The sequence below is a fragment of the Enterococcus gilvus ATCC BAA-350 genome (genome assembly GCF_000407545.1).
GTDB lineage: Bacteria > Bacillota > Bacilli > Lactobacillales > Enterococcaceae > Enterococcus_A > Enterococcus_A gilvus.
This window is the reverse complement of record NZ_ASWH01000001.1, coordinates 1,979,375-2,001,825: the sequence shown is the minus strand read 5'-3', so window position 1 is coordinate 2,001,825 and position 22,451 is coordinate 1,979,375. Positions and strand designations below refer to the sequence as shown.

Here is a 22,451-nt window from a genome sequence, read left to right as displayed (position 1 = left end):
AGTAAAAAGTCGTTTGGCTTTTTTTGTCACGTAGTTATCTAAAATAAGGGTCCATTTGATTTAACTAAAAATGGAGGTGTTTGTCGGATCTTGTAAAAAAGCAGTGACTTGTTGAGCGTCTTCAGCGGTTCTAGAAATAATAATGATCGTGTCGAAGCTGGCCATCGTTGCGACGATCAACTCACTAGAAAGATCGTCTAATACGGAAGCTAACAAGTGCGCATTGTCTGGCAATGTGCTGACGATCGTCATGAATTGAACCGTATCGACTTTGACGATGACTTCTGTGGTCATCCGAATCAACCGTTTGATATCGTCATCATCCGTAGAAACCTGTTGTTCTTGAAACAATTCAAAACGCGGCTTTCCAGATTCATCAATGGTCTTTACGATTTTTAGATCGCGGATATCACGCGAAATAGTCGCTTGAGTCGCTGAAACCTGGTGGTGCTGCAGGTGATCCATCAATTCATTTTGATTGCGAATAGGATTTTCTGTAATGATTTTTTTAATTAATTCATGTCGGTCTTTTTTGCGCATAAAAAAACTCCTTAGTTATATGTAATGAAGGAACGTTTCTAAAGCTTTCCAGCTCCAGCAGCCTATAAGCCGCAAGAAGAGGGATGTTCAGAAAAAAAATTTAGAAAAGAGCATCGATAAAATGATAATTATGCACTCAGTATAGCAGAAAAAGCTTTTTTAAGCAGTATTCCTTTATAAATATTAATTCATGGAGTACTAAATAAAAAAGATTGATTTATCAAAAAGAGTCTTGTATAATTACTAATTGTGTGTGGGCGACTATGCACATAAAATCCACATTCTGACTTGATTTGTAAGGCGGTGCTGCTTGTCAGTTCCTTATAAAGAAGAGAGCAGGAGAGGAAAACAAAAAACCAATTGGAGGAAACACAAATGTCAGTATTGTCTATGAAACAATTACTAGAAGCCGGCGTACACTTTGGTCACCAAACACGTCGCTGGAACCCAAAAATGAAGAAATATATCTTCACAGAAAGAAACGGAATCTACATCATTGACTTGCAAAAAACAGTCAAATTAGTAGATGCAGCTTACGACTACATGAAAGATGTTGCTGAAGACGGCGGCGTTGCATTGTTCGTAGGTACAAAAAAACAAGCTCAAGAAGCAATCAAAGAAGAAGCTGTCCGCGCTGGTCAATACTATGTAAACCACCGTTGGTTAGGCGGAACTTTAACTAACTGGGACACTATCCAAAAACGTATTGCTCGTTTGAAACAAATCAATGCAATGGAACAAGACGGTACTTTTGAAGTATTGCCTAAAAAAGAAGTTGTCGGTTTGAATAAAGAACGTGAACGTTTAGAAAAATTCTTAGGCGGTATCGCTGATATGCCTCGCATCCCTGATGTTATGTATATCGTTGATCCTCGTAAAGAACGTATCGCTGTTCAAGAAGCACACAAATTAAACATTCCAATCGTTGCTATGGTTGATACAAACTGCGACCCAGATGAAATCGACGTAGTAATCCCTTCAAACGATGATGCGATTCGTGCCGTGAAATTGATCACTGCTAAAATGGCTGATGCGTTCATCGAAGGTAACCAAGGTGAAGATCAAGTAGCTGAAGAAGACTTCGTAGCTGAAGATGGCGGACAAGCCACTTCAATCGAAGAAATCGTTGATGTAGTGGAAGGCGACAACGCTTCTACTGAATCAGCTGAATAATTTCGTAGCATATGCTGCTTCAAAGTAAATATATTCCTTTGAAGCAGCTTTTTTAGAAAAACTAAGGAGGCCCTTAAAATGGCAGACGTAACAGCTAAAATGGTAAAAGAACTACGCGACATGACCGGCGTAGGTATGATGGATGCAAAACGTGCATTAGTAGAAGTAGAAGGCGACATTGAAAAAGCTGTTGATCTTTTACGTGAAAAAGGTATGGCTAAAGCAGCGAAGAAAAATGACCGTATTGCCGCTGAAGGTTTGGCTTCAGTTGCGATCCACGGAAATACTGCTGCAATCGTAGAAGTGAACTCTGAAACAGACTTCGTTTCTAAAAATGAAATGTTCCAAGACCTAGTGAAAGAAATCGCAGCATTAGTTGCTGAACACAAACCAGCTGACATGGATGCAGCAATGAAATTAACAAACGCTAAAGGCGAAACGTTAGAAGCTGCTCTAATCGAAGCAACACAAGTAATCGGTGAAAGAATCAACTTCCGTCGTTTTGAAGTTGTTGAAAAAGACGATAACGCAGCATTTGGCGGCTATTTACACATGGGCGGACGTATTGCTGTTTTAGCTCTATTAAACGGTACAACTGACGAATCTGTTGCAAAAGACGTTGCGATGCACGTTGCTGCAATCAACCCTCGTTATGTAAACGAAAGCCAAATCCCTGATTCAGAATTAGAACACGAAAAAGCTGTTTTAACTGAACAAGCATTGAATGAAGGCAAACCAGCAAACATCGTTGAAAAAATGGTGATTGGCCGTTTGAACAAATTCAAAGCAGAAATCGCTTTGGTTGACCAACCATTCGTTAAAGATCCTGACATGACTGTTGAAAAATATGTATCTTCTAAAGGTGCGACAGTTGAAAGCTTCGTTCGTTTCGAAGTTGGCGAAGGTATCGAAAAACGCGAAGATAACTTTGTTGAAGAAGTTATGAACCAAATCAAAAAATAATTCTGTTTTTAAAACAGTCGGGAACGCACGAACGATGTGCGCTCCCTTTTTTTAAGCAAATTCAAATTTGGCTCGCTTCAAAGACAGAGTATGCTAAAATATCATTAGAGTGACAGTGGAGGTATTGAGATGAATGAACCAAAGTATAAACGTGTAGTATTGAAACTAAGTGGAGAAGCCTTAGCAGGGGATGAAAAATTTGGGATCAATCCACCCGTGATCAAGGAAATCGTTGAAGAAATCAAAGAAGTTCATGATCTAGGAATCGAGATGGCCATCATCGTCGGCGGCGGAAACATTTGGCGTGGACAGATTGGTGCCCAAATGGGAATGGAACGTGCACAAGCAGATTATATGGGAATGTTAGCGACTGTAATGAATGCATTAGCTTTGCAGGATGCATTGGAAAATATTGACGTACCGACTCGTGTTCAAACATCGATTGAAATGCGTCAGATCGCAGAACCATATATTCGCCGTAAAGCAGAACGCCACCTTGAAAAAGGCCGGATCGTGATCTTTGCAGGTGGAACGGGGAATCCTTACTTCTCAACGGATACAACTGCGGCATTGAGAGCAGCAGAAGTCAATGCTGACGTCATCTTGATGGCAAAAAATAATGTCGATGGTGTTTATTCAGCTGATCCAAAACTTGATGAGAATGCAGTGAAATTTGAAGAATTGACGCATTTGGATGTCATTTCTAAAGGCTTACAAGTGATGGATTCAACCGCTAGCTCGTTAAGCATGGACAATGATATTCCGCTTGTTGTCTTTAATTTGAATGAACCAGGAAATATTAAACGTGTTGTACTCGGTGAAAACATCGGTACGACTGTGAGGGGGAAATAGCATGGCAGATGAAGTAATGAACGCAGCAAAAGACAAAATGAAAAAGGCACAAGAAGCCTTGCAACGTCAATTAGGTCAAATCCGTGCAGGACGCGCGAACGCAAGCCTACTTGATCGCATCACTGTTGATTATTATGGTGTGCCGACACCTGTGAACCAAATGGCTTCCATCACGATTCCAGAAGCCCGCGTCTTAATGGTGACACCATTTGACAAAAATATGATCACTGACGTGGAGAAAGCGATCATGGCGAGCGATATTGGCTTAAATCCAGCGAATGACGGAAATGTTCTTCGTCTAGTGATTCCACAATTAACGGAAGAACGTCGTAAAGAATTAGCAAAAGAAGTAAAGAAAGAGTCTGAAGGTGCGAAAGTCGCTGTTCGTAACATTCGTCGTGATGCGATGGATGAGTACAAAAAGCAACAAAAAAATGGCGATTTGACAGAAGACGATTTGCGCAGTGTTGAAAAAGACATCCAAGCGTTGACGGATGACAACATCAAAGCGATCGATTCAATCGTGGCTGAAAAAGAAAAAGAATTGTTAGAAGTTTAATTCTCAAAAACCTGAAGAGTCTTTCTTCAGGTTTTTGTTGTGTACATAGACAGATAACTAGTTGGAAATTCATTGAAAAACCCTAAAGGTATTTAATTTTCATAGGAATACCCGCATTTTATTGTTATAATGGCAGATGACTTTTCAAAAGTATTTTTAATTTGTTAACTCAATAAAGGAGGAAAAAAACATGGTGTTACGATTTTTTCCACAAAAGCAAAAATACACACCAGAGGAATCGTCCTTCGTTTTCGATCCAGAAGGAGCTGTCCCAAAACACATTGCGGTTATCATGGACGGCAATGGCCGATGGGCGCAAAACCGCCGTTTGCCGCGGATCGCTGGTCATAAAGAGGGTATGGAAACAGTAAAAAAAATTACAAAGCATGCCAATCGGTTGGGTGTAAAGGTTTTGACACTCTATGCTTTTTCAACGGAAAATTGGAAACGTCCTGAAGAAGAAGTGAGCTTTTTGATGCAGCTGCCGGTAGATTTTTTTGATACATTTGTGCCAGAATTAATCGAAGAAAATGTCCAAGTCCACGTAATGGGCTACGAAGAATACTTGCCTTCACATACGCAAGACGCAGTGAAGCGTGCCATCGAACAAACTGCGCAAAACGACGGGCTTGTTTTAAATTTTGCCTTGAATTATGGGAGCCGCGCGGAGATCATTACGGCAATTAAACAGATGGCAAATGAGGTCAAAGAGGATGAATTGGACATCGAAACCATTGATGATGATGTCGTAGGCGAACATCTAATGACCGGTTTTCTGCCAAAAGAATTAAGAGATCCCGAGCTGGTTGTTCGAACAAGCGGTGAAGAGCGGATCAGCAACTTTTTATTGTGGCAGTTGGCGTATAGCGAATTGTACTTCACAAAAGCACTATGGCCAGATTTTGATGGCGACCATTTAGAGGCAGCGATCGCTTCCTTTCAGCAAAGAAATCGTCGTTTTGGCGGATTGAATAAGGATATTCGTACCACGTGATCATTCAGCTCTTTAGCTGAAGAAGGTACCGTGGCAAAAAAATTATTATTTTAATAGAAACAAGGGGGATGAACAATGAGACAGCGAGTCATTACAGCGGTCGTCGCATTAGCGATCTTTATACCGATCTTGTACGTTGGCGGGATCGCCGTAGAATTAGCGGCAGCAGTACTAGCTGGGGTAGGTGTCTATGAGCTATTTCGAATGAAGGGTCTTGCGATCCTAAGTTTTGAAGGAGTACTTTCTATTTTAGGCGCAGTCTTTTTAGTTTTACCAGCGGAACGCTGGATGCCATTTTTAAGTGGTTCTAACAGCAACTTTTTATTATTTTATTTAACAGTGATGATTATCCTAGGATTTTCTGTTGTGTCTAAAAATACCTACACGATCGATGAAGCGGGTTTTCCGGTCGTCGCTAGTTTATATGTAGGTGTTGGGTTTCAGAATCTAGTCACGGCTCGTGCGGATGGTCTGCCTATTCTGCTTTTCGCATTCTTTGTTGTTTGGGCAACAGATATTGGGGCATATATGGTAGGACGCCAAATAGGAAAGCATAAACTTTGGCCGGATATTTCACCAAACAAGACGATTGAAGGCGCGCTTGGAGGGATTGCCAGCGCAGTGGTCGTCGCTGTTGTTTTCTTTTTAGTCCAACCAAATATATTCCAGCACAATTTAGTGACGATGATCCTCTTTACAATTGTATTCTCAGTTGTGGGTCAATTTGGCGATCTTGTTGAATCAGCGATCAAACGTCATTACGGAGTAAAAGACTCAGGAAACATCTTGCCAGGACACGGTGGAATTTTAGACCGGTTCGACAGCATGTTGTTTGTTTTTCCGATGATGCACTTATTAGGGGTATTTTAAAAAGAGCGGAGACGCTTTTTTTTTCGTGCTTGAATATATGAAACGATTCAAAGAAGCTCAGTTGTTAATAATCCCGCAAGGCAAAAAATAAAAAGCTGTAGATGATTTGATAAGCAAGTCTTGAGTTATTCACGGACTTTTTTTAAATTTTCTATGAAATGATCGGGAAAGGAATATCTTTTTGACAGACTATGATAAACTATTTCTAAGAAACTAGTGAAGGTAGGAAAATTATGCGTACGATTATTACATTTTTAATCGTTTTTGGTGTCCTGGTGATCGTTCACGAATTTGGACATTTTTTCTTTGCGAAACGTTCAGGTATTTTAGTTCGAGAATTTTCAATCGGTATGGGACCAAAACTGATTGCTCATATGGGAAAAGACGGGACCACTTATACATTGCGTTTATTGCCAATTGGCGGATACGTACGAATGGCTGGACTGGAAGACGAAGAGACTGAATTAAGTCCGGGTATGCCGTTATCGGTTGAGCTGACACCGAAAAACGAAGTAAAACGAATCAACGTCAGCAAAAAGATCCAATTGCCTAACAGCATCCCGATGGAGCTTATTTCAGCCGATTTGGTGGATGATTTGACGATCAAAGGCTACATCAATGGTGATGAAAGCCGAGAGACTACGTACCAGGTGCAACATGATGCGACAGTCATTGAAGAAAATGGGACAGAAGTTCGGATCGCTCCGAGAGATGTTCAATTTCAATCAGCGAAATTAGGCTCGCGTATTTTGACCAATTTTGCAGGACCAATGAATAATTTCATTTTGACGATCCTGTTGTTTATTGTATTGGCCTTTTTACAAGGCGGCGTGGCTGACTATAGCACTAACCAAATCGGGACGGTTCAGGCAGACAGCCCCGCAGCTGTTGCCGGGGTAAAAGATCACGATGCGATCGTATCTGTGGACGGCAAAAAGATTTCTTCTTGGGATGATCTGACGGACACTGTCACGAAAAAACCAGGAAAAGAGTTGGCTGTTGTCATTGAACAAGACGGCAAAGAAAAAACCGTGCATATGACACCGAAAAGTGTAGAGAGTAATGGACAAAAGGTCGGTCAGATCGGTGTGAGCCCCTTCATGAAGACTGGGGTTGGCGATAAGATCGTTGGCGGATTCACTCAATCTTGGGATTTAATGAAGCGTATTTTTGGCGCTCTAGGCTCACTTTTTACTGGTTTTAGTCTGGATAAGCTTGGCGGACCTGTGATGATGTATCAAATGTCAGCAGAAGCGTCACGTGCCGGAGTTAAAACAGTCATTTACTTAATGGCGCTGCTTTCAGTCAATTTGGGTATCGTCAACTTGCTGCCGATCCCAGCTTTCGATGGCGGGAAGATCCTCCTGAATATCATTGAGGGACTTCGAGGGAAACCACTCGATCCAGACAAAGAAGGACTGATCACCATGATCGGCTTTGGGTTTATTATGCTTTTGATGATTTTGGTCACATGGAATGACATTCAACGTTTCTTTTTTTAAATGAAAGGATCGAAATTTTTTCGATCCTTTTTCTAATGCAATCATAAAAAAAAACAGGTATACTGAAACATACTTGAAAAAGTGAAGGAGATGTCCTTTTGTCTAAAAATCGTGAATTATTTGAAAATTTACTACGACAAATTGAATTGGCAGAGTCGGATCAGCAACACCCAATGATCCAAGCGTCAGAGATTAAGGAAGTGATCGTTCACGAAAAGTCTCGTGTGTGGGAGTTTTTCATCCAGACACCGCAAATTCTACCAGCAAAGCTATTTTATACGTTCTATCAAAAGCTGCAACTTGCCTTTCAATCTATAGCGAAAGTGAAAGTACATATTGTTCCGGAAGAAAATCAGTTTGAAGAGGAACTGTTGCAGAATTATTGGCAATTGGCCTTAGGAGAACAGGATTGCGATACCCCGCTAGTGAAGCAGGTATTGAGCAAGCCCTTGCCGTTGATCCAAGGAAAACGGATCGTTTTATTGATAGATAACGAAACCGTTATTCCATTTTTGAGACAGCAATATTTGCCATTGATTGAAGAAAATCTAGTTTCTTATGGATTCCCACATCTGCGGGTAGATCCAGAAGTAGATAAAGAACAGGCAGATAAGAAGTTACAGGAATTTGAAGTACGAAAACAAGAGCAGGCCCAAGCCATGCAAGAACAAGCGGCAGCCAGCTTAGCGCAATATGAATCAAAGAAAAAAGAACAGAAGGAACAAGCCGCTCATTTTGACGGTCCGATCCAAATGGGGCGCAACATTCCCTCAGACGAAGCAATTACACCAATGGGCAACATTATTGAAGAAGAACGCCGCATTACTATTGAAGGGTTTATTTTCGATAAAGAAGTTCGTGAATTACGCTCAAAACGTAAAATCTTGATTTTGAAAATGACAGACTACACCTCTTCTTTTGTGGTGAAAAAATTCTCTAATGGTGAGAAAGACGAGGCGATCTTTGAGGCAATCGCTAATAAGAGCTGGATTCGTGTTCGAGGAAGTGTGCAAGAGGACACGTTTATGCGTGACCTCGTTATGAATGCGCAGGATATCCAGGAAGTGAAGCATCCTGAACGTCAAGATACGGCAACTGAAAAACGATCAGAATTGCATTTGCATACCAATATGAGCACCATGGATGCCATCAACAGCGCCAGCGATTTAGTCGCTCAAGCAGGAAAATGGGGACATCGAGCAATCGCCATCACCGATCATGGGGGCGCGCAGTCTTTCCCAGATGCCCATGCGGCAGGGAAAAAAGCAGGCGTAAAGATTCTTTACGGCGTGGAAGCTAATGTCGTATCTGACGGTGTTCCGATTGCTTATAATGATGCACACGAATCATTAACGGATGCCACCTATGTCGTATTCGACGTAGAAACCACCGGGTTGTCTGCCGTCTACGATACGATCATCGAGTTAGCCGCTGTCAAAATGCACAAAGGAAATGTCGTTGAGACCTTTGAGGAATTCATTGATCCAGGACATCCGTTGTCAGAAACGACCATCAACTTGACGGGGATCACGGACGAAATGGTTCGAGGGTCTAAGCCAGAAAAAGAAGTCATGGAATTGTTTGAAAAGTTCTGTGAGGGTGCGATTTTAGTCGCCCATAACGCAACCTTCGATATCGGCTTTATCAACACGACGTATGTTCGTCATGATATGCCGGAAACACCAAATCCAGTTATTGACACGTTAGAGCTGGCACGTTTCTTATATCCTGAATTTAAGCGTTTCGGTTTAGGGGTTCTAACAAAGAAATTTGGTGTGAATCTGGAGCAACATCACCGAGCAGTGTATGATGCGGAGGCGACAGGCCATTTAGCATGGATCTTTGTCAAAGAAGCGATTGAGAAGCATGAGATGACTTATCATGATCAATTGAACGACCATGTTGGGGAAGGCGATTCTTACAAACGCGCCCGTCCTTTCCATGCGACGATTTTGGCAAAAAATCAAGCAGGATTGAAAGACCTATTCAAATTGATCTCTATGTCCAACATCGAATATTTTGAACGGGTACCGAGAATTCCACGCTCTCAATTAAATAAATTACGAGAAAATTTATTGATAGGGTCTGCTTGCTCGCAAGGAGAGATCTTTGAAGCAATGATGCAAAAGGGAGTCGAAGAGGCGAAAAACCGCGCGGCATTCTACGATTATATTGAAGTTATGCCCAAAGCAGTTTACGCACCGTTGATTGAACAGGAACTGGTGAAAAATGAAGCGGACTTAGAAGATATCTTGCGGAATTTGATCCAAATCGGAAAAGATCTTAATAAGACGGTCGTGGCAACAGGGGATGTCCATTACTTGAATAAAGAAGATGCGATCTATCGGAAAATCTTGATTAGTTCGATGGGGGGCGCAAACCCGCTGAATCGTCATAGCTTACCGGATGTCCATTTCCGAACGACGGATGAAATGCTGCAGGCGTTTAGTTTCTTAGGTCCTCAATTAGCCAAAGAAATCGTCGTTGATGGACCCAACGCCATCGTAGACACCTGCGAAGAGATTGTTCCAGTTAAGGACGATCTATATACACCGAAGATCCCTGGTTCGGAAGAAGAAATCAAAAAATTAAGTTATGACCGTGCGCGGGAATTGTACGGTGATCCGTTGCCAGAGATCATTGAAAAACGGTTGGAAAAAGAATTGACTTCGATCATTGGAAACGGGTTTTCGGTTATCTATTTGATCGCTCAAAAATTGGTTCATAAGAGTAATGCGGATGGGTACTTAGTTGGTTCTCGTGGTTCCGTGGGCTCTAGTTTTGTGGCGACCATGACAGGGATTACTGAGGTGAATCCTTTGCCGCCTCATTATTATTGCCCTGAATGCCAATACTCTGAATTCTTTGAGGATGGTTCTTACGGGTCCGGCTTCGATATGCCTGAAAAGGCGTGTCCGAAGTGTGGCGCGCGCTTGAATAAAGACGGCCATGATATTCCTTTTGAAACATTCTTAGGTTTCCATGGAGATAAAGTTCCCGATATTGATTTGAACTTCTCAGGTGATTATCAACCTGAGGCCCATAACTACACGAAAGTTCTGTTTGGGGAAGAGTATGTGTATCGTGCAGGTACGATCGGTACGGTCGCTGATAAAACAGCCTTTGGATTTGTTAAAGGGTATGAACGAGATCACAATTTGCATTTTCGGAATGCGGAGGTTGATCGGTTGGCAAAAGGCGCTACAGGCGTCAAACGTACGACAGGTCAGCATCCGGGCGGGATCATCGTAATTCCGGATTATATGGATGTGTATGATTTTACACCGATCCAATACCCGGCGGATGATCGGAATTCAGAATGGAAGACGACACACTTTGACTTCCACTCGATCCATGACAATGTATTGAAGCTTGATATCCTGGGCCACGATGACCCAACGGTTATTCGGATGCTGCAAGAATTATCAGGTATTGATCCGAAAACGATCCCGACAGACGATCCTGAAGTAATGAAGATTTTTGCTGGCCCGCAAGTCTTGGGTGTTGAATCTGATCAGATTTACTCTAAAACCGGGACACTAGGTATTCCTGAGTTTGGAACACGTTTCGTTCGGGGAATGTTAGAAGAAACGGGACCAACGACGTTTGCTGAGTTATTGCAGATTTCTGGGTTGTCTCATGGTACGGACGTTTGGTTAGGAAACGCTGAAGAATTGATCAGCCGCGGCGAAGCCAACTTGGCAGAAGTTATCGGCTGTCGTGACGATATCATGGTTTATTTAATCCATGCAGGACTTGATAGCGGAATGGCCTTCAAGATCATGGAAACAGTACGTAAAGGGCAATGGAATAAAATTGACGACGAACTTCGTGAGACCTATCTGACAGCGATGAAAGAGAACAATGTGCCGGACTGGTATATTGATTCCTGTTCGAAGATCAAGTATATGTTCCCGAAAGCCCATGCGGCCGCCTATGTACTGATGGCGCTGCGGGTTGCTTATTTCAAAGTCTATTATCCGATCCTTTATTATTGTGCATATTTTTCTGTTCGTGCGGACGATTTCGATCTCGTTGCGATGGCAAAAGGGAAAGATGCAGTCAAAGCGGCGATGAAAGCTATCACTGACAAAGGAATGGATGCGTCAACGAAAGAAAAGAACCAATTGACTGTCTTGGAATTATGCAACGAGATGCTAGAGCGGGACTTCCATTTTGGCATGATCGACCTGTATAAATCAGATGCTCAAGATTTTGTCATTGACGGGGATACCTTGATCGCACCGTTCCGTGCTGTGCCTGGTCTTGGTCTGAACGTGGCAAAACAAATCGTTGAAGCTCGTAAGGATGGCATTTTCCTCTCTAAAGAAGATTTAGCCTCGCGCGGGAAGGTATCCAAAACATTGATCGAATACATGGATACTCATGGTGTATTGAAAGATTTGCCTGATGAGAATCAGCTTTCATTGTTCGATATGTAAAGAAAAAGATAAATTCAACCTTCGAATGAAAGAAAATTCCAGCATGAAAATGATGCGGTTGAATTTTCAGTAGATTTATGCTACTATAACAATGTAATCATAGACTGATGGTGAGTGAGCGGATTTTTCGCTCACTCTTTTTAATGGATTAAAGGAGGCTGACAGTTTGAGCAGTGTAGTCGAAACAGTGACTGACTTAGTAACACCAATTTTGGATGAACAAAACTTCGAACTAGTCGAAGTAGAGTTTATTAAAGAAGGAAAAAGCTGGTTTTTAAGAGTATTTATTGATAAAGAGGGCGGTATTGACATTGAAGAATGTGCCTTCGTCAGTGAAAAACTCAGCGATAAATTAGATTCGATCGATCCTGATCCAATCCCTCAAGCTTATTTTTTAGAGGTTTCTTCGCCAGGGGCCGAACGTCCATTGAAAAAAGAAGAAGATTACCAAAACGCGATGGGACAATACATCAATGTTTCCCTTTATCAAAATATTGATGGAGAAAAGCAGTATCAAGGCTTTTTAAAGGAATTGACTGAAGATGAATTGACATTGACAGTGAAAATTAAAACGCGCACCAAAGACATGGTCTTTGAGCGGAAAAATATCGCGAAAGCCCGTTTTGCGATCGAATTTTAATTAATAAAATGGTATGCGTACGAGATTCTCTGGAATTTTTACGTTAGAAAAATCCATACGTTATTAACGAGCTAGCCTTTATATTTAGTAAGCGAACTAAATAATATGTATAGCGAATTTTAAGAATAGATATATTAGTAGGAGGAAAGTTAAAATGAGTAAAGAAATGCTGAATGCGTTGGATACTCTAGAAGCAGAAAAAGGTGTTTCGAAGGAAATCGTGATCGACGCGTTGGAAGCAGCATTAGTATCTGCTTACAAACGTCATTATGGTCAATCTCAAAACGTTGAAGTGGAATTCAACGAAAAAAAGGGAGACATTCATGTTTATGCCGTGAAAGAAGTTACGGAAGAAGTAATGGATTCACAATTGGAAGTTTCACTGAAAGATGCGATGGAAATCAACCCAGCGTATGAAATCGGTGATACGATCCGTTTTGAAGTAACACCCAAAGACTTCGGTCGAATTGCTGCTCAAACAGCCAAGCAAGTAATCTTGCAACGTGTTCGTGAAGCAGAACGCAGCATTATCTATAACGAGTACAGCGCCTATGAAAAAGATATTATGCAAGGTGTAGTAGAACGTCAAGACAATCGTTACATCTATGTGAATTTAGGGAAGATCGAAGCTGTTCTTTCAAAGCAAGATCAAATGCCGAATGAACATTACAAACCACATGACCGTATCAAAGTGTATGTTTCTCGTGTAGAAAATACATCAAAAGGACCGCAAGTTTTTGTAAGCCGTAGTCATCCAGATTTACTGCGTCGTTTATTTGAACAAGAGATCCCTGAAGTTTATGATGGAATCGTGGAGATCGTCAGCATCGCACGCGAAGCTGGAGATCGTGCAAAAGTGGCTGTTCGTTCTACGGACCCTAACATTGATCCAGTCGGAACCTGTGTTGGGCCAAAAGGACAACGTGTTCAAGCTATTGTAAATGAATTAAAAGGCGAGAATATGGATATTGTTGAATGGAATGAAGACCCAGCGGTATTTATCGCAAACTCTTTAAATCCAGCGCAAGTTGAAGATGTCATCTTTGATATCGACAATCCAAAAGTTTGTACCGTCGTAGTTCCGGATTACCAATTGTCATTGGCTATCGGTAAGCGCGGTCAGAATGCGCGTCTTGCTGCTAAGTTGACCGCTCATAAGATTGATATCAAATCTGAATCGGACATGGAAGAATTTTATGCAAACTATGACGAAACAGAAGTAGAAGAAATCGTAACTGAGGTAGAAGAAATCACTTCTGAAGTGGAAGCAATCGAAACGGAAGTAGAAGACATCGAATCAGAAGCGGAAGTTACAGTCGATGACATGATCGAAGACGAAGAAAATATCCCTTCCGATCAAACGGACCAATAATTCATTAGGAGGACAGCAAATGAAAAAAAGAAAAGTTCCTTTGCGAAAATCGGTTGTATCCGGTGAAATGTTCCCCAAAAAAGAATTGATTCGTATCGCCAAGTCCAAAGAAGGAGAAGTTTCGATTGATCCTTCCGGCAAAAAACCGGGACGAGGTGCCTACGTTGCGTTAGAACCGGCGGAAGTCGAGGAAGCGTGGAAAAAGCACATCTTAGATCGGACATTGGGAACCGAATTGAGTGATGATTTTTATCAAGAATTGCTTGATTATGTGAAACACCAAAAAGCCAGAAAAGAGCTCTTCGGCAATGAATAAACAGAAGGCCTTGAACATGTTAGGCCTTGCAATGCGTGCAGGCAAACTGATCACAGGAGAAGAAATGACAATCAATGAGATCCGGAAACACAAAGTGGCTCTCGTGATTGTTACCACTGATGCGAGTGAAAATACTCAAAAGAAAGTATCAGATAAAAGTAAGTACTATCAAGCGGCATATGTTGTCGAATTTACGCAAGGAGAGATTTTAGGTGCGATTGGCAAACCTCGCAAAGTTATCGGGGTTTTAGACCAAGGGTTCGCCAACAAAATTATGACGTTAATAACAGGTTAGGAAGGTGATTGCATGGGAAAAAAGAGAGTATACGAATTTGCCAAAGAAGTGAATCAATCGAGTAAGGATGTTGTAGAAAAGGCACAAACTTTAGGGATTGATGTGAATAATCATATGGGTTCATTATCCGGGGATGATGAATCAAAATTGAAACAAGCTTTTTCTAGCAAGCCGAAACCAACTACTCAAGCAAAACCATCAGCTAACCAGCACGAAAAACCAAAATTCCATGGAAAGAGCTCGAAGAACAACCCAAATTTCCAGAATAGAAAAGGGAATAAAGACTTGACACAAAATAATAGACAGAACAACTCAGCGAACGTAAACCGTTCAAACCAAGGACAACAACGTCCAACTCAAAGCAATACAAACAATGCGCAGCGTCAAAACCAAGGACATCAACGTCCAGCGCAAGGCAGTGGGAACAACAACGCACAACGCCAAAACCAAGGCCAACGCCCAGCACAAGGCGGAGCAAACAACGCACAACGCCAAAACCAAGGCCAACGTCCGGCACAAGGTAATGCGAACAATGCACAACGCCAAAACCAAGGCCAACGTCCAGCACAAGGCGGAGCAAATAATGCACAACGTCAAAATCAAGGCCAACGTCCGGCACAAGGCGGAGCAAACAACGCGCAACGCCAAAACCAAGGCCAACGTCCGGCACAAGGCGGAGCAAACAACGCACAACGCCAAAACCAAGGCCAACGTCCAGCACAAGGCGGAGCAAATAATGCGCAACGTCAAAATCAAGGCCAACGTCCGGCACAAGGCAGCAATCAAGGCCAAGGACAAGCGCAACGTTCAAACCAAGGCGGATCAGGATCAACTCAAAGCAACAACCAAAACCGCAATAAAAATAACTATGGCAACCAAAACCGCAACAACAGTTTTGGCGGCAATCAAAACCGTAATAAAAACAGATTCAACAAAAAAGGAAAAAAGGGCAAACAGCAACAAAGCAACAAGCCTGCTGTACCGCCACGTAAATTCCGTGAATTGCCAGAAGTATTGGAATATACAGAAGGCATGAACGTAGCGGATATCGCTAAAAAAATCTATCGCGAACCAGCTGAGATCATCAAGAAATTATTCATGATGGGTGTGATGGTCAATCAAAACCAACCATTGGATAAAGATACGATCGAACTGTTAGCTACTGATTACGGGATTGAACCCCAAGAAAAAATCACGATTGATATTGCGGATATTGACCGTTTCTTTGATGCGGAAGACGCAAACGAAGAAAATCTAGTCTCTCGTCCACCAGTAGTTACGATCATGGGGCACGTTGACCATGGTAAAACAACGTTGCTTGATACATTACGTCATTCACGCGTAACAAGCGGCGAAGCAGGTGGTATCACGCAGCATATCGGAGCGTACCAAATCGATATTAACGGAAAACCGATCACATTCTTGGATACACCAGGGCATGCGGCGTTTACAAGTATGCGTGCTCGTGGAGCGAGTATCACCGATATCACGATCTTAGTCGTTGCGGCTGATGATGGTGTGATGCCGCAAACGATCGAAGCGATCAACCACGCGAAAGCGGCGAAAGTGCCGATCATCGTAGCGGTGAACAAGATCGATAAACCAGGTGCGAACCCACAACACGTGATGCAAGAATTAAGCGAATACGAATTGATTCCTGAAGCATGGGGCGGCGATACGATCTTTGTTGAGATCTCAGCGAAGTTCAACCAAAACATCGATGAACTATTAGAAATGATTCTGTTAGTTGCTGAAGTGGAAGATTTGAAAGCTGATCCGACACAACACGGAATCGGAACAGTTATCGAAGCTCGTCTAGATAAAGGTAAAGGACCCGTTGCAACGCTATTGGTTCAACAAGGGACGATGAACGTCGGAGACCCAATCGTTGTCGGGAACACGTATGGTCGTGTTCGTGTGATGACAAATGATATTGGTCGTCGTGAAAAATCTGCAGGACCTGCGACACCAGTGGAAATCACTGGGTTGAACGATGTTCCGCAGGCAGGCGATCGTTTTGCGATCTTCGATGACGAAAAAACAGCTCGTGCTGCAGGGGAAGAGCGTGCGAAACGTGCATTGCTTGAACATCGCAGTGCCAGTGCCCGCGTCACCTTAGACAACTTGTTCGAATCCCTTAAAGAAGGCGAATTGAAAGAAGTTAACGTCATCATCAAAGCAGACGTTCAAGGTTCGGCTGAAGCATTAGCGGCATCATTGAACAAAATCGATGTTGAAGGCGTACGTGTGAAGATCGTCCATTCTGCTGTTGGTGCCATCAACGAAAGTGATGTTACCTTAGCTGCGGCAAGTAACGCGATCATCATTGGATTTAACGTTCGTCCGACACCGCAAGCAAAACAACAAGCAACTGCTGAAGAAGTAGATATTCGTTTACACCGGATCATTTATAAAGCAATCGAAGAAATCGAAACAGCGATGAAAGGGATGCTTGATCCTGAATACGAAGAAAAAATCACTGGTCAAATGACCGTTCGTGAAACGTACAAAGTTTCTAAAGTCGGAACCATTGCTGGTTGTTACGTTACTGAAGGCTCGATCCAACGGGACAGCGGCGTCCGTATCATCCGTGACGGCATCGTTATCCTTGAAGGCAAACTTGCAAGTCTGAAACGTTTCAAAGATGACGTGAAGGAAGTCAAGATGGGCTTTGAATGTGGTGCGATGATCGAAAACTTCAACGATGTCAAAGTGGACGATGTTATTGAAGGCTTTGTAATGGAAGAAATCAAACCAAAATAATCTCTGTTTTCTGCTAGCGTGCTTTACCTAGCAGAGCGGAAAACTAACAAAACGAACAAAGGAGCAATCGATATGCCAAATTATCGCGATCGTCGTCTCGCTCAAGAAATTCTGAAAGAAGTCAATGACGTCTTACGGAAGAAAGTTCGTGATCCGCGGGTCCAAGACGTGAACATCACCGATGTTCACGTCACTGGAGACTTGCAGCAAGCGACGATTTATTACAGTTTATTGTCTGATAAAGCTTCAGATAAAGAAAAAGCGCAAGAAGGATTGACGAAAGCAAGTGGCTTGTTCCGTCGTGAATTGGGCCATGCTTTGTCTATCTATAAGACACCGGAATTGTTTTTTGAATTGGACGAATCCGTTGAATACGGTTCTAAAATTGATCAAATGATCCGCAACTTAAATAAAGAATAAATTTGTTAGAACCTGGAAAATTTTTTCGGGTTCTTTTTTGCAATATTGAGTAAATCCTGTTACAGTGTATGATGTTTGTTAGTAATCCTTTTGCTGGATATTGTCAAGGAGGCAAAGTCTAAAATGACTACAGAGTTTGAAGAACGGATGAAGGCTCTTCATAAGGAGTTTGAAAATTTAAGTCCGGAAGAGCGTAAAGCCGTGAAACAAAAAATTAAACGAATCAGTGTTTTGACTTCACGCAAGTTGGAACGAATGAAGCATGAATTGTTACGTATGGAAACGAAACGGGCCCAGCTTTCATTAGATGGTGAATCGAAAGAATTAACGGAGCTTGAGGACCGTATTATCAATAAAAAAAGAGAGTTTTTAAAATTATTATTCAAGGCAAAAGAGAATTGTTCCAAGAGGTGAGTGAATGGGCTTAATTGAGATCATCATCATTTTAGCCATTGCCATAACCTTATCGAATGTTTTAGCAAAAGTTTTTCCGTCTTTTCCGATATTTATGATTCAGATCATTGTTGGGATCATTCTTGGCTTCACCGAAGTCGGCAATTCCATCAACTTTGAACCAGAAGTATTTTTAGTAATGATCATCGCGCCGCTGTTGTTTCGTGAAGGCGAGACGGCAGATATCCCATCGATCTTGAAGCATTTCAAATTGATCTTGGTTCTTGCATTTGGCGGCGTGATTTTCACGTTGTTTGGTCTAGGCTATGTATTGCACGGGATTATTCCTACGATCCCTCTTGCCGCCTGTTTAGCGTTTGGGGCGTCGTTAGGACCAACAGATGCTGTTGCAGTCAATTCGCTGGCTAAGCGTCTAAACATTCCTGAATCGGTCATGCACGTCTTAGAGGGCGAGGGTCTGATCAATGATGCGACGGGTGTAACCGCCTTTCAGTTTGCCGTGGCGGCGTTGCTGACAGGCCAGTTTTCTGCCGCGGATGCGTCGATTTCCTTATTGGAATCGAGTATTGTCGGCGTGCTGGTTGGATTAATGATTATTTGGATCAAAAATGAAATCATAAAGATCATTGAACGAATTTCGGCACAGGATGTTTCGGCGTATTTATTGATTGAATTGATTTTGCCCTTTGCGGCGTATTTCATTGCAGAGCTGTTTCACGCTTCAGGGATCATCGCAGCGGTCGTGACAGGCGTACTGCAGGCCACGGGATTCCGTCGAGTCAATTTATTCGAAGCGCAGTTGTCCAATGTAACAGAAATTTCATGGAACACCATCAGCTTCATGCTGAATGCATTAGTATTTATCTTTTTAGGAATTGAGCTGTCACAAGTATTTTCACCTGTGTGGAATAGCAGAAATTATTCAAATTTCCATCTTTTGGAAATCGTATTGATGCTGACAGTACTTCTCTTTGTTCTTCGTTTTTTATTTGTCAGTAGTTTTTATTTCTTTACACAAGGCTGGAAGAAAAGTCATGAGCAGTTAAGAGATCGATTGTTACTGACTTTTGGCGGAGTAAAAGGGACCGTCAGCATTGCGACGATTTTTATTTTACCAACGTCTATCAACGGCATGGATTTTCCTGAACGATCATTGCTGCTATTCATTACGGCAAGTGTGACGTTTTTGACCTTGATCATCGGGATGATCTTGTTGCCGATCCTCTCTGAAGGGGAGGTCGTTCCTCCTACCGATCCAAAATTAATGTTGATTCTTCGAGAAGTCACCAGTGAGCTATATGGCGACTTAGATACGAAAAAGCTTAGTGAAAAAGAACGCTTTGCTTTGTTGGCCGTTATTGCGAATTATCAAGGACGGATTCAGCAAGTCTTCAATAATTCAATGCCCGAAAGTGCGCAGCAAGAATTTCAGGAGATTCAAGCGTTGATCATTTCCGTCGAACGGGATGGGTTGGATGAAAGCTTTAGAAGACATCAAATCGATTCGGGTGCCTATCGTCTGTATTCTCGTTTTATCTCGAATGTTTCGGAATCTGTGACCACTCAAATGCTTTCTCTGCTTAGTTTTTGGTTGATTTTTGTGCGGCGGATCATCCGCGTGATCATGCATCCGAAAATGTTTTGGGAACGGCGTCAAAAGCGGAAAGAAACCGTGGACAACCAGGATATTTCCTCATTGAGAAAAATATTTATTCGCAATAGTGAAGCAATATTAGACAGTTTGGAAAACTTGAGAGATGTGTATGACGAAGAATTGATTGATTTCTTCGTTGATGAGCGAAAGAATTTGATGCATCAGGTGAGCGGACATGGGTTGTTCGGAACGTATTTGATCCAACAGGACCCATTGTACGCAAAAGAACTGATTCGCGGCTTTTACTTGGAGAGAAAGATCATTGATGAATTCGAGGCGGAGGATGAGATCACCAATATTGCGGCGAATAATTACCGCCATCAAGTGAATCAGTTGGAATCCTATGCGATGCAGCAGCCCTCAGAACCAAGTATTACCTTTGCGATCAACCGTCGACGACAAAAGAAAAAAGCAAAAGAGAAGCATTATTAAGCTCAACCGTCATTTAGCGATGACGGTTTTTTTGCGTTTCAAATGAAAAGTAAATCCTGTTTTTCCTTTTCAAATGTAAAGTTATCGGGTCGAATACCTTTCATTTGGAAAGTGGTTAGAGAAAATCCTTTTCATTTGTAAAAGCAGATAAGCTGTTCAAAAGTCTTTGTGAAGTGTTTTTCTCGCAGCAGGTCTTTATCAGTAGAAAACCTGTTTGCTGCGGTCACGACTTGCCAATTCTGAGATCAGCTATGCTATAATGGGAACGTTGATTATAGAAGGAAATGAGGAAACAGCGATGGACGGTATTTTACCGTTATGGAAAGAGCGCGGTATGACGAGTCATGACTGTGTCTTTAAATTAAGAAAAATCTTACAAACAAAAAAAGTTGGTCACGGAGGAACATTAGACCCTGACGTGGATGGTGTCCTGCCGATCTGTATTGGAAAAGGAACGAAGGTAATCGAATACCTGCAATACAGCGGAAAGATTTATGAGGGAGAAATTACTCTGGGCTTTTCCACTACTACGGAGGATCGCAGTGGCGAAATCGTAGAGAAAAAAGCGGTAGAGGCTCCGTTGACCGCTGAGGAAATTGATCAAATGATGGCGACTTTTATCGGTACCATCACACAAATACCGCCAATGTATTCTGCTGTCAAAGTCAATGGGAAACGCTTGTACGAGTATGCTCGCGCAGGCGAAGCTGTAGAGCGTCCAACACGTGAAGCAGTCATCGACCAGTTTCAGCGAACGACCACGCCAGTATACGATGCTGAGAACCACACGCAAAGCTGGCGCTTCCAAGTGACCTGTGGGAAAGGGACCTACGTGCGGACTCTGGCTGTCGATCTTGGTTCAAATCTTGGATACCCGGCACATATGTCTGACCTGACTCGGCTAGCGAGCGGCGGATTTTCAGCAGGACAGGCAGTCACATTGGCAAAAGTCAGTGAACTGATGGAAGAGGGACGCATTGATCAGGCCTTGCAGCCGATCGAAGAGGCGATGAAAGACTTTCCTCGAATTGACTTGAGCGACGAGGCGTGGCAAAAAGTGAAAAACGGGCAGGTCTTGCCTTTAAAAGCATTCGGCTTAAAAAGCATGCCCGATGAGCTGATCGCTTTTTTCTATCGAAATCAATTAGTTAGTTTATATAAACAGCATCCAGAAAAAGCAGGGCTTTTAAAGCCAAGTAAAGTGATTCGAAATGAGGTATAGCACATGGAAATCGTAAAGCTGCGTCATCCGTATAAACCAGAAGAAATTCCCGCAGGAGACTGCGTATTGGTACTGGGTTTTTTTGATGGCGTGCATAAAGGACACCAAGAAGTCATCAATAGAGGAAAACAAATCGCGCAGGAGAGACAATTGAAGCTTGCTGTAATGACCTTCAACCAGCATCCTGCGGTCGTATTCCAACAGGTTCAAAGCAAGCCGATCCAATATCTTTCTACATTGAAGCAAAAGGAAAAGCGGATGGCGAAATTAGGCGTGGACGTATTGTATGAGGTAGCCTTCACTTCGTCATTTGCAGCTTTGAAGCCGCAAGCATTTGTGGATCAATACATTGTAGGGCTCCACGCGAAAGTAGCTGTTTCAGGCTTTGATTATAATTTTGGGAAAGATCAAACAGCGGATGCCAAAAACTTGCCTAAATATGCGAAGGATCGGTTTGATTCTATTATTGTGGCTAAAAAGACCGAAGAAAATGAATCAGAAAAAATCAGCTCTTCGCGGATTCGACGCTTGCTTTCCGAAGGACGCCTAGATGAAGCGAATCATTTATTGGGCTACGTGTATGAAACGACAGGAACGGTGATACACGGAGAAGCACGCGGCAGAACGTTAGGATATCCTACAGCGAATATCCAGGTTCCAGAGGATATGAAGCTGCCAAAAGAAGGCGTCTACGTGAACCAAATCAAAGTCGGCGAACAGTGGTATCCGGCAATGGGGTCTATCGGACACAACGATACCTTCGGGACCAACCGGATGCTGACAGTTGAGATCAATATTTTGGATTTTAACGAAGATATTTACGGGGAAAAGGTTGTTGTTCGCTGGTACCATATGCTGCGGGGACAAGTGGCCTTTGAATCAGCAGAAGGTCTGATTCGTCAGTTGGAGCAAGATGAACAAGCGACCAGAGACTATTTTGAACATTGAGCAGGGAGTCAACTGTAAAGTATTTTTGATTAGCACTTACTATATGTAAAGCCAAACACCTTTTTACTTTTCAAATGGAA

The 22,451-nt window shown here is 42.4% G+C and carries 18 protein-coding genes and 1 pseudogene; 18 read left to right on the top strand and 1 reads right to left on the bottom strand.

The window, feature by feature from the left end:
* Nucleotides 1–60 precede the first annotated feature (60 nt).
* The gene (locus tag I592_RS09850) at nt 61–540 is read right to left on the bottom strand and encodes an arginine repressor (RefSeq protein ID WP_010780358.1); all 480 of its coding nucleotides are present in this window, start codon (nt 538–540) and stop codon (nt 61–63) included.
* A gap of 375 nt (nt 541–915) precedes the next feature.
* Between I592_RS09850 and rpsB the strand changes: the two genes are divergently transcribed.
* From rpsB to ribF, 18 genes and pseudogenes are all read left to right on the top strand, one after another.
* A complete protein-coding gene (rpsB, locus tag I592_RS09845; protein ID WP_010780359.1) occupies nt 916–1,713 on the top strand; it encodes a 30S ribosomal protein S2 in 798 nt (265 codons plus the stop codon).
* 78 nt (nt 1,714–1,791) lie between these two features.
* A complete protein-coding gene (tsf, locus tag I592_RS09840) occupies nt 1,792–2,676 on the top strand; it encodes a translation elongation factor Ts (RefSeq protein ID WP_010780360.1) in 885 nt (294 codons plus the stop codon).
* Between the two features lie 129 nt (nt 2,677–2,805).
* Nucleotides 2,806–3,528, top strand: a complete 723-nt coding sequence (gene pyrH, locus I592_RS09835; RefSeq protein WP_010780361.1) for a UMP kinase — start codon at nt 2,806–2,808, stop codon at nt 3,526–3,528.
* A gap of 1 nt (nt 3,529) precedes the next feature.
* Nucleotides 3,530–4,087: a ribosome recycling factor gene (frr, locus tag I592_RS09830; RefSeq protein ID WP_010780362.1), complete on the top strand. Its 558-nt coding sequence runs from the start codon at nt 3,530–3,532 to the stop codon at nt 4,085–4,087.
* A gap of 193 nt (nt 4,088–4,280) precedes the next feature.
* Nucleotides 4,281–5,081: an isoprenyl transferase gene (locus I592_RS09825; protein ID WP_044926529.1), complete on the top strand. Its 801-nt coding sequence runs from the start codon at nt 4,281–4,283 to the stop codon at nt 5,079–5,081.
* A 75-nt stretch (nt 5,082–5,156) separates the two neighbouring features.
* Nucleotides 5,157–5,951: a phosphatidate cytidylyltransferase gene (locus I592_RS09820; RefSeq protein ID WP_010780364.1), complete on the top strand. Its 795-nt coding sequence runs from the start codon at nt 5,157–5,159 to the stop codon at nt 5,949–5,951.
* Nucleotides 5,952–6,184: 233 nt separating this feature from the next.
* The gene (rseP, locus tag I592_RS09815; RefSeq protein ID WP_010780365.1) at nt 6,185–7,453 is read left to right on the top strand and encodes an RIP metalloprotease RseP; all 1,269 of its coding nucleotides are present in this window, start codon (nt 6,185–6,187) and stop codon (nt 7,451–7,453) included.
* Nucleotides 7,454–7,551: 98 nt separating this feature from the next.
* Entirely contained in the window at nt 7,552–11,895 is a 4,344-nt protein-coding gene (locus I592_RS09810) for a PolC-type DNA polymerase III (RefSeq protein WP_010780366.1), read from the top strand.
* A gap of 166 nt (nt 11,896–12,061) precedes the next feature.
* Nucleotides 12,062–12,535 (top strand): ribosome maturation factor RimP, encoded by a 474-nt coding sequence (rimP, locus tag I592_RS09805; protein ID WP_010780367.1) that lies wholly within the window; start codon nt 12,062–12,064, stop codon nt 12,533–12,535.
* A 154-nt stretch (nt 12,536–12,689) separates the two neighbouring features.
* Nucleotides 12,690–13,791: pseudogene (gene nusA, locus I592_RS09800) on the top strand (transcription termination factor NusA); the annotation flags it as partial.
* A 135-nt stretch (nt 13,792–13,926) separates the two neighbouring features.
* Nucleotides 13,927–14,223, top strand: a complete 297-nt coding sequence (rnpM, locus tag I592_RS09795; RefSeq protein WP_010780369.1) for an RNase P modulator RnpM — start codon at nt 13,927–13,929, stop codon at nt 14,221–14,223.
* Nucleotides 14,216–14,518: a L7Ae/L30e/S12e/Gadd45 family ribosomal protein gene (locus I592_RS09790; RefSeq protein ID WP_044926207.1), complete on the top strand. Its 303-nt coding sequence runs from the start codon at nt 14,216–14,218 to the stop codon at nt 14,516–14,518. The genes rnpM and I592_RS09790 overlap by 8 nt, the downstream gene beginning before the upstream one ends.
* A 12-nt stretch (nt 14,519–14,530) precedes the next feature.
* Entirely contained in the window at nt 14,531–17,281 is a 2,751-nt protein-coding gene (gene infB / locus I592_RS09785; RefSeq protein WP_016250192.1) for a translation initiation factor IF-2, read from the top strand.
* A gap of 72 nt (nt 17,282–17,353) precedes the next feature.
* Nucleotides 17,354–17,701: a 30S ribosome-binding factor RbfA gene (rbfA, locus tag I592_RS09780; protein WP_010780372.1), complete on the top strand. Its 348-nt coding sequence runs from the start codon at nt 17,354–17,356 to the stop codon at nt 17,699–17,701.
* A 123-nt stretch (nt 17,702–17,824) separates the two neighbouring features.
* Nucleotides 17,825–18,115 carry a hypothetical protein gene (locus tag I592_RS09775; protein ID WP_010780373.1) on the top strand — a complete coding sequence of 97 codons (291 nt, stop codon included), beginning with the start codon at nt 17,825–17,827 and terminating at the stop codon, nt 18,113–18,115.
* 4 nt (nt 18,116–18,119) lie between these two features.
* Nucleotides 18,120–20,201, top strand: a complete 2,082-nt coding sequence (locus I592_RS09770; RefSeq protein ID WP_010780374.1) for a cation:proton antiporter — start codon at nt 18,120–18,122, stop codon at nt 20,199–20,201.
* Between the two features lie 298 nt (nt 20,202–20,499).
* Nucleotides 20,500–21,423: a tRNA pseudouridine(55) synthase TruB gene (gene truB, locus I592_RS09765; RefSeq protein WP_010780375.1), complete on the top strand. Its 924-nt coding sequence runs from the start codon at nt 20,500–20,502 to the stop codon at nt 21,421–21,423.
* A gap of 3 nt (nt 21,424–21,426) precedes the next feature.
* Nucleotides 21,427–22,371: a riboflavin biosynthesis protein RibF gene (gene ribF / locus I592_RS09760; protein WP_010780376.1), complete on the top strand. Its 945-nt coding sequence runs from the start codon at nt 21,427–21,429 to the stop codon at nt 22,369–22,371.
* Nucleotides 22,372–22,451: the final 80 nt, after the last annotated feature.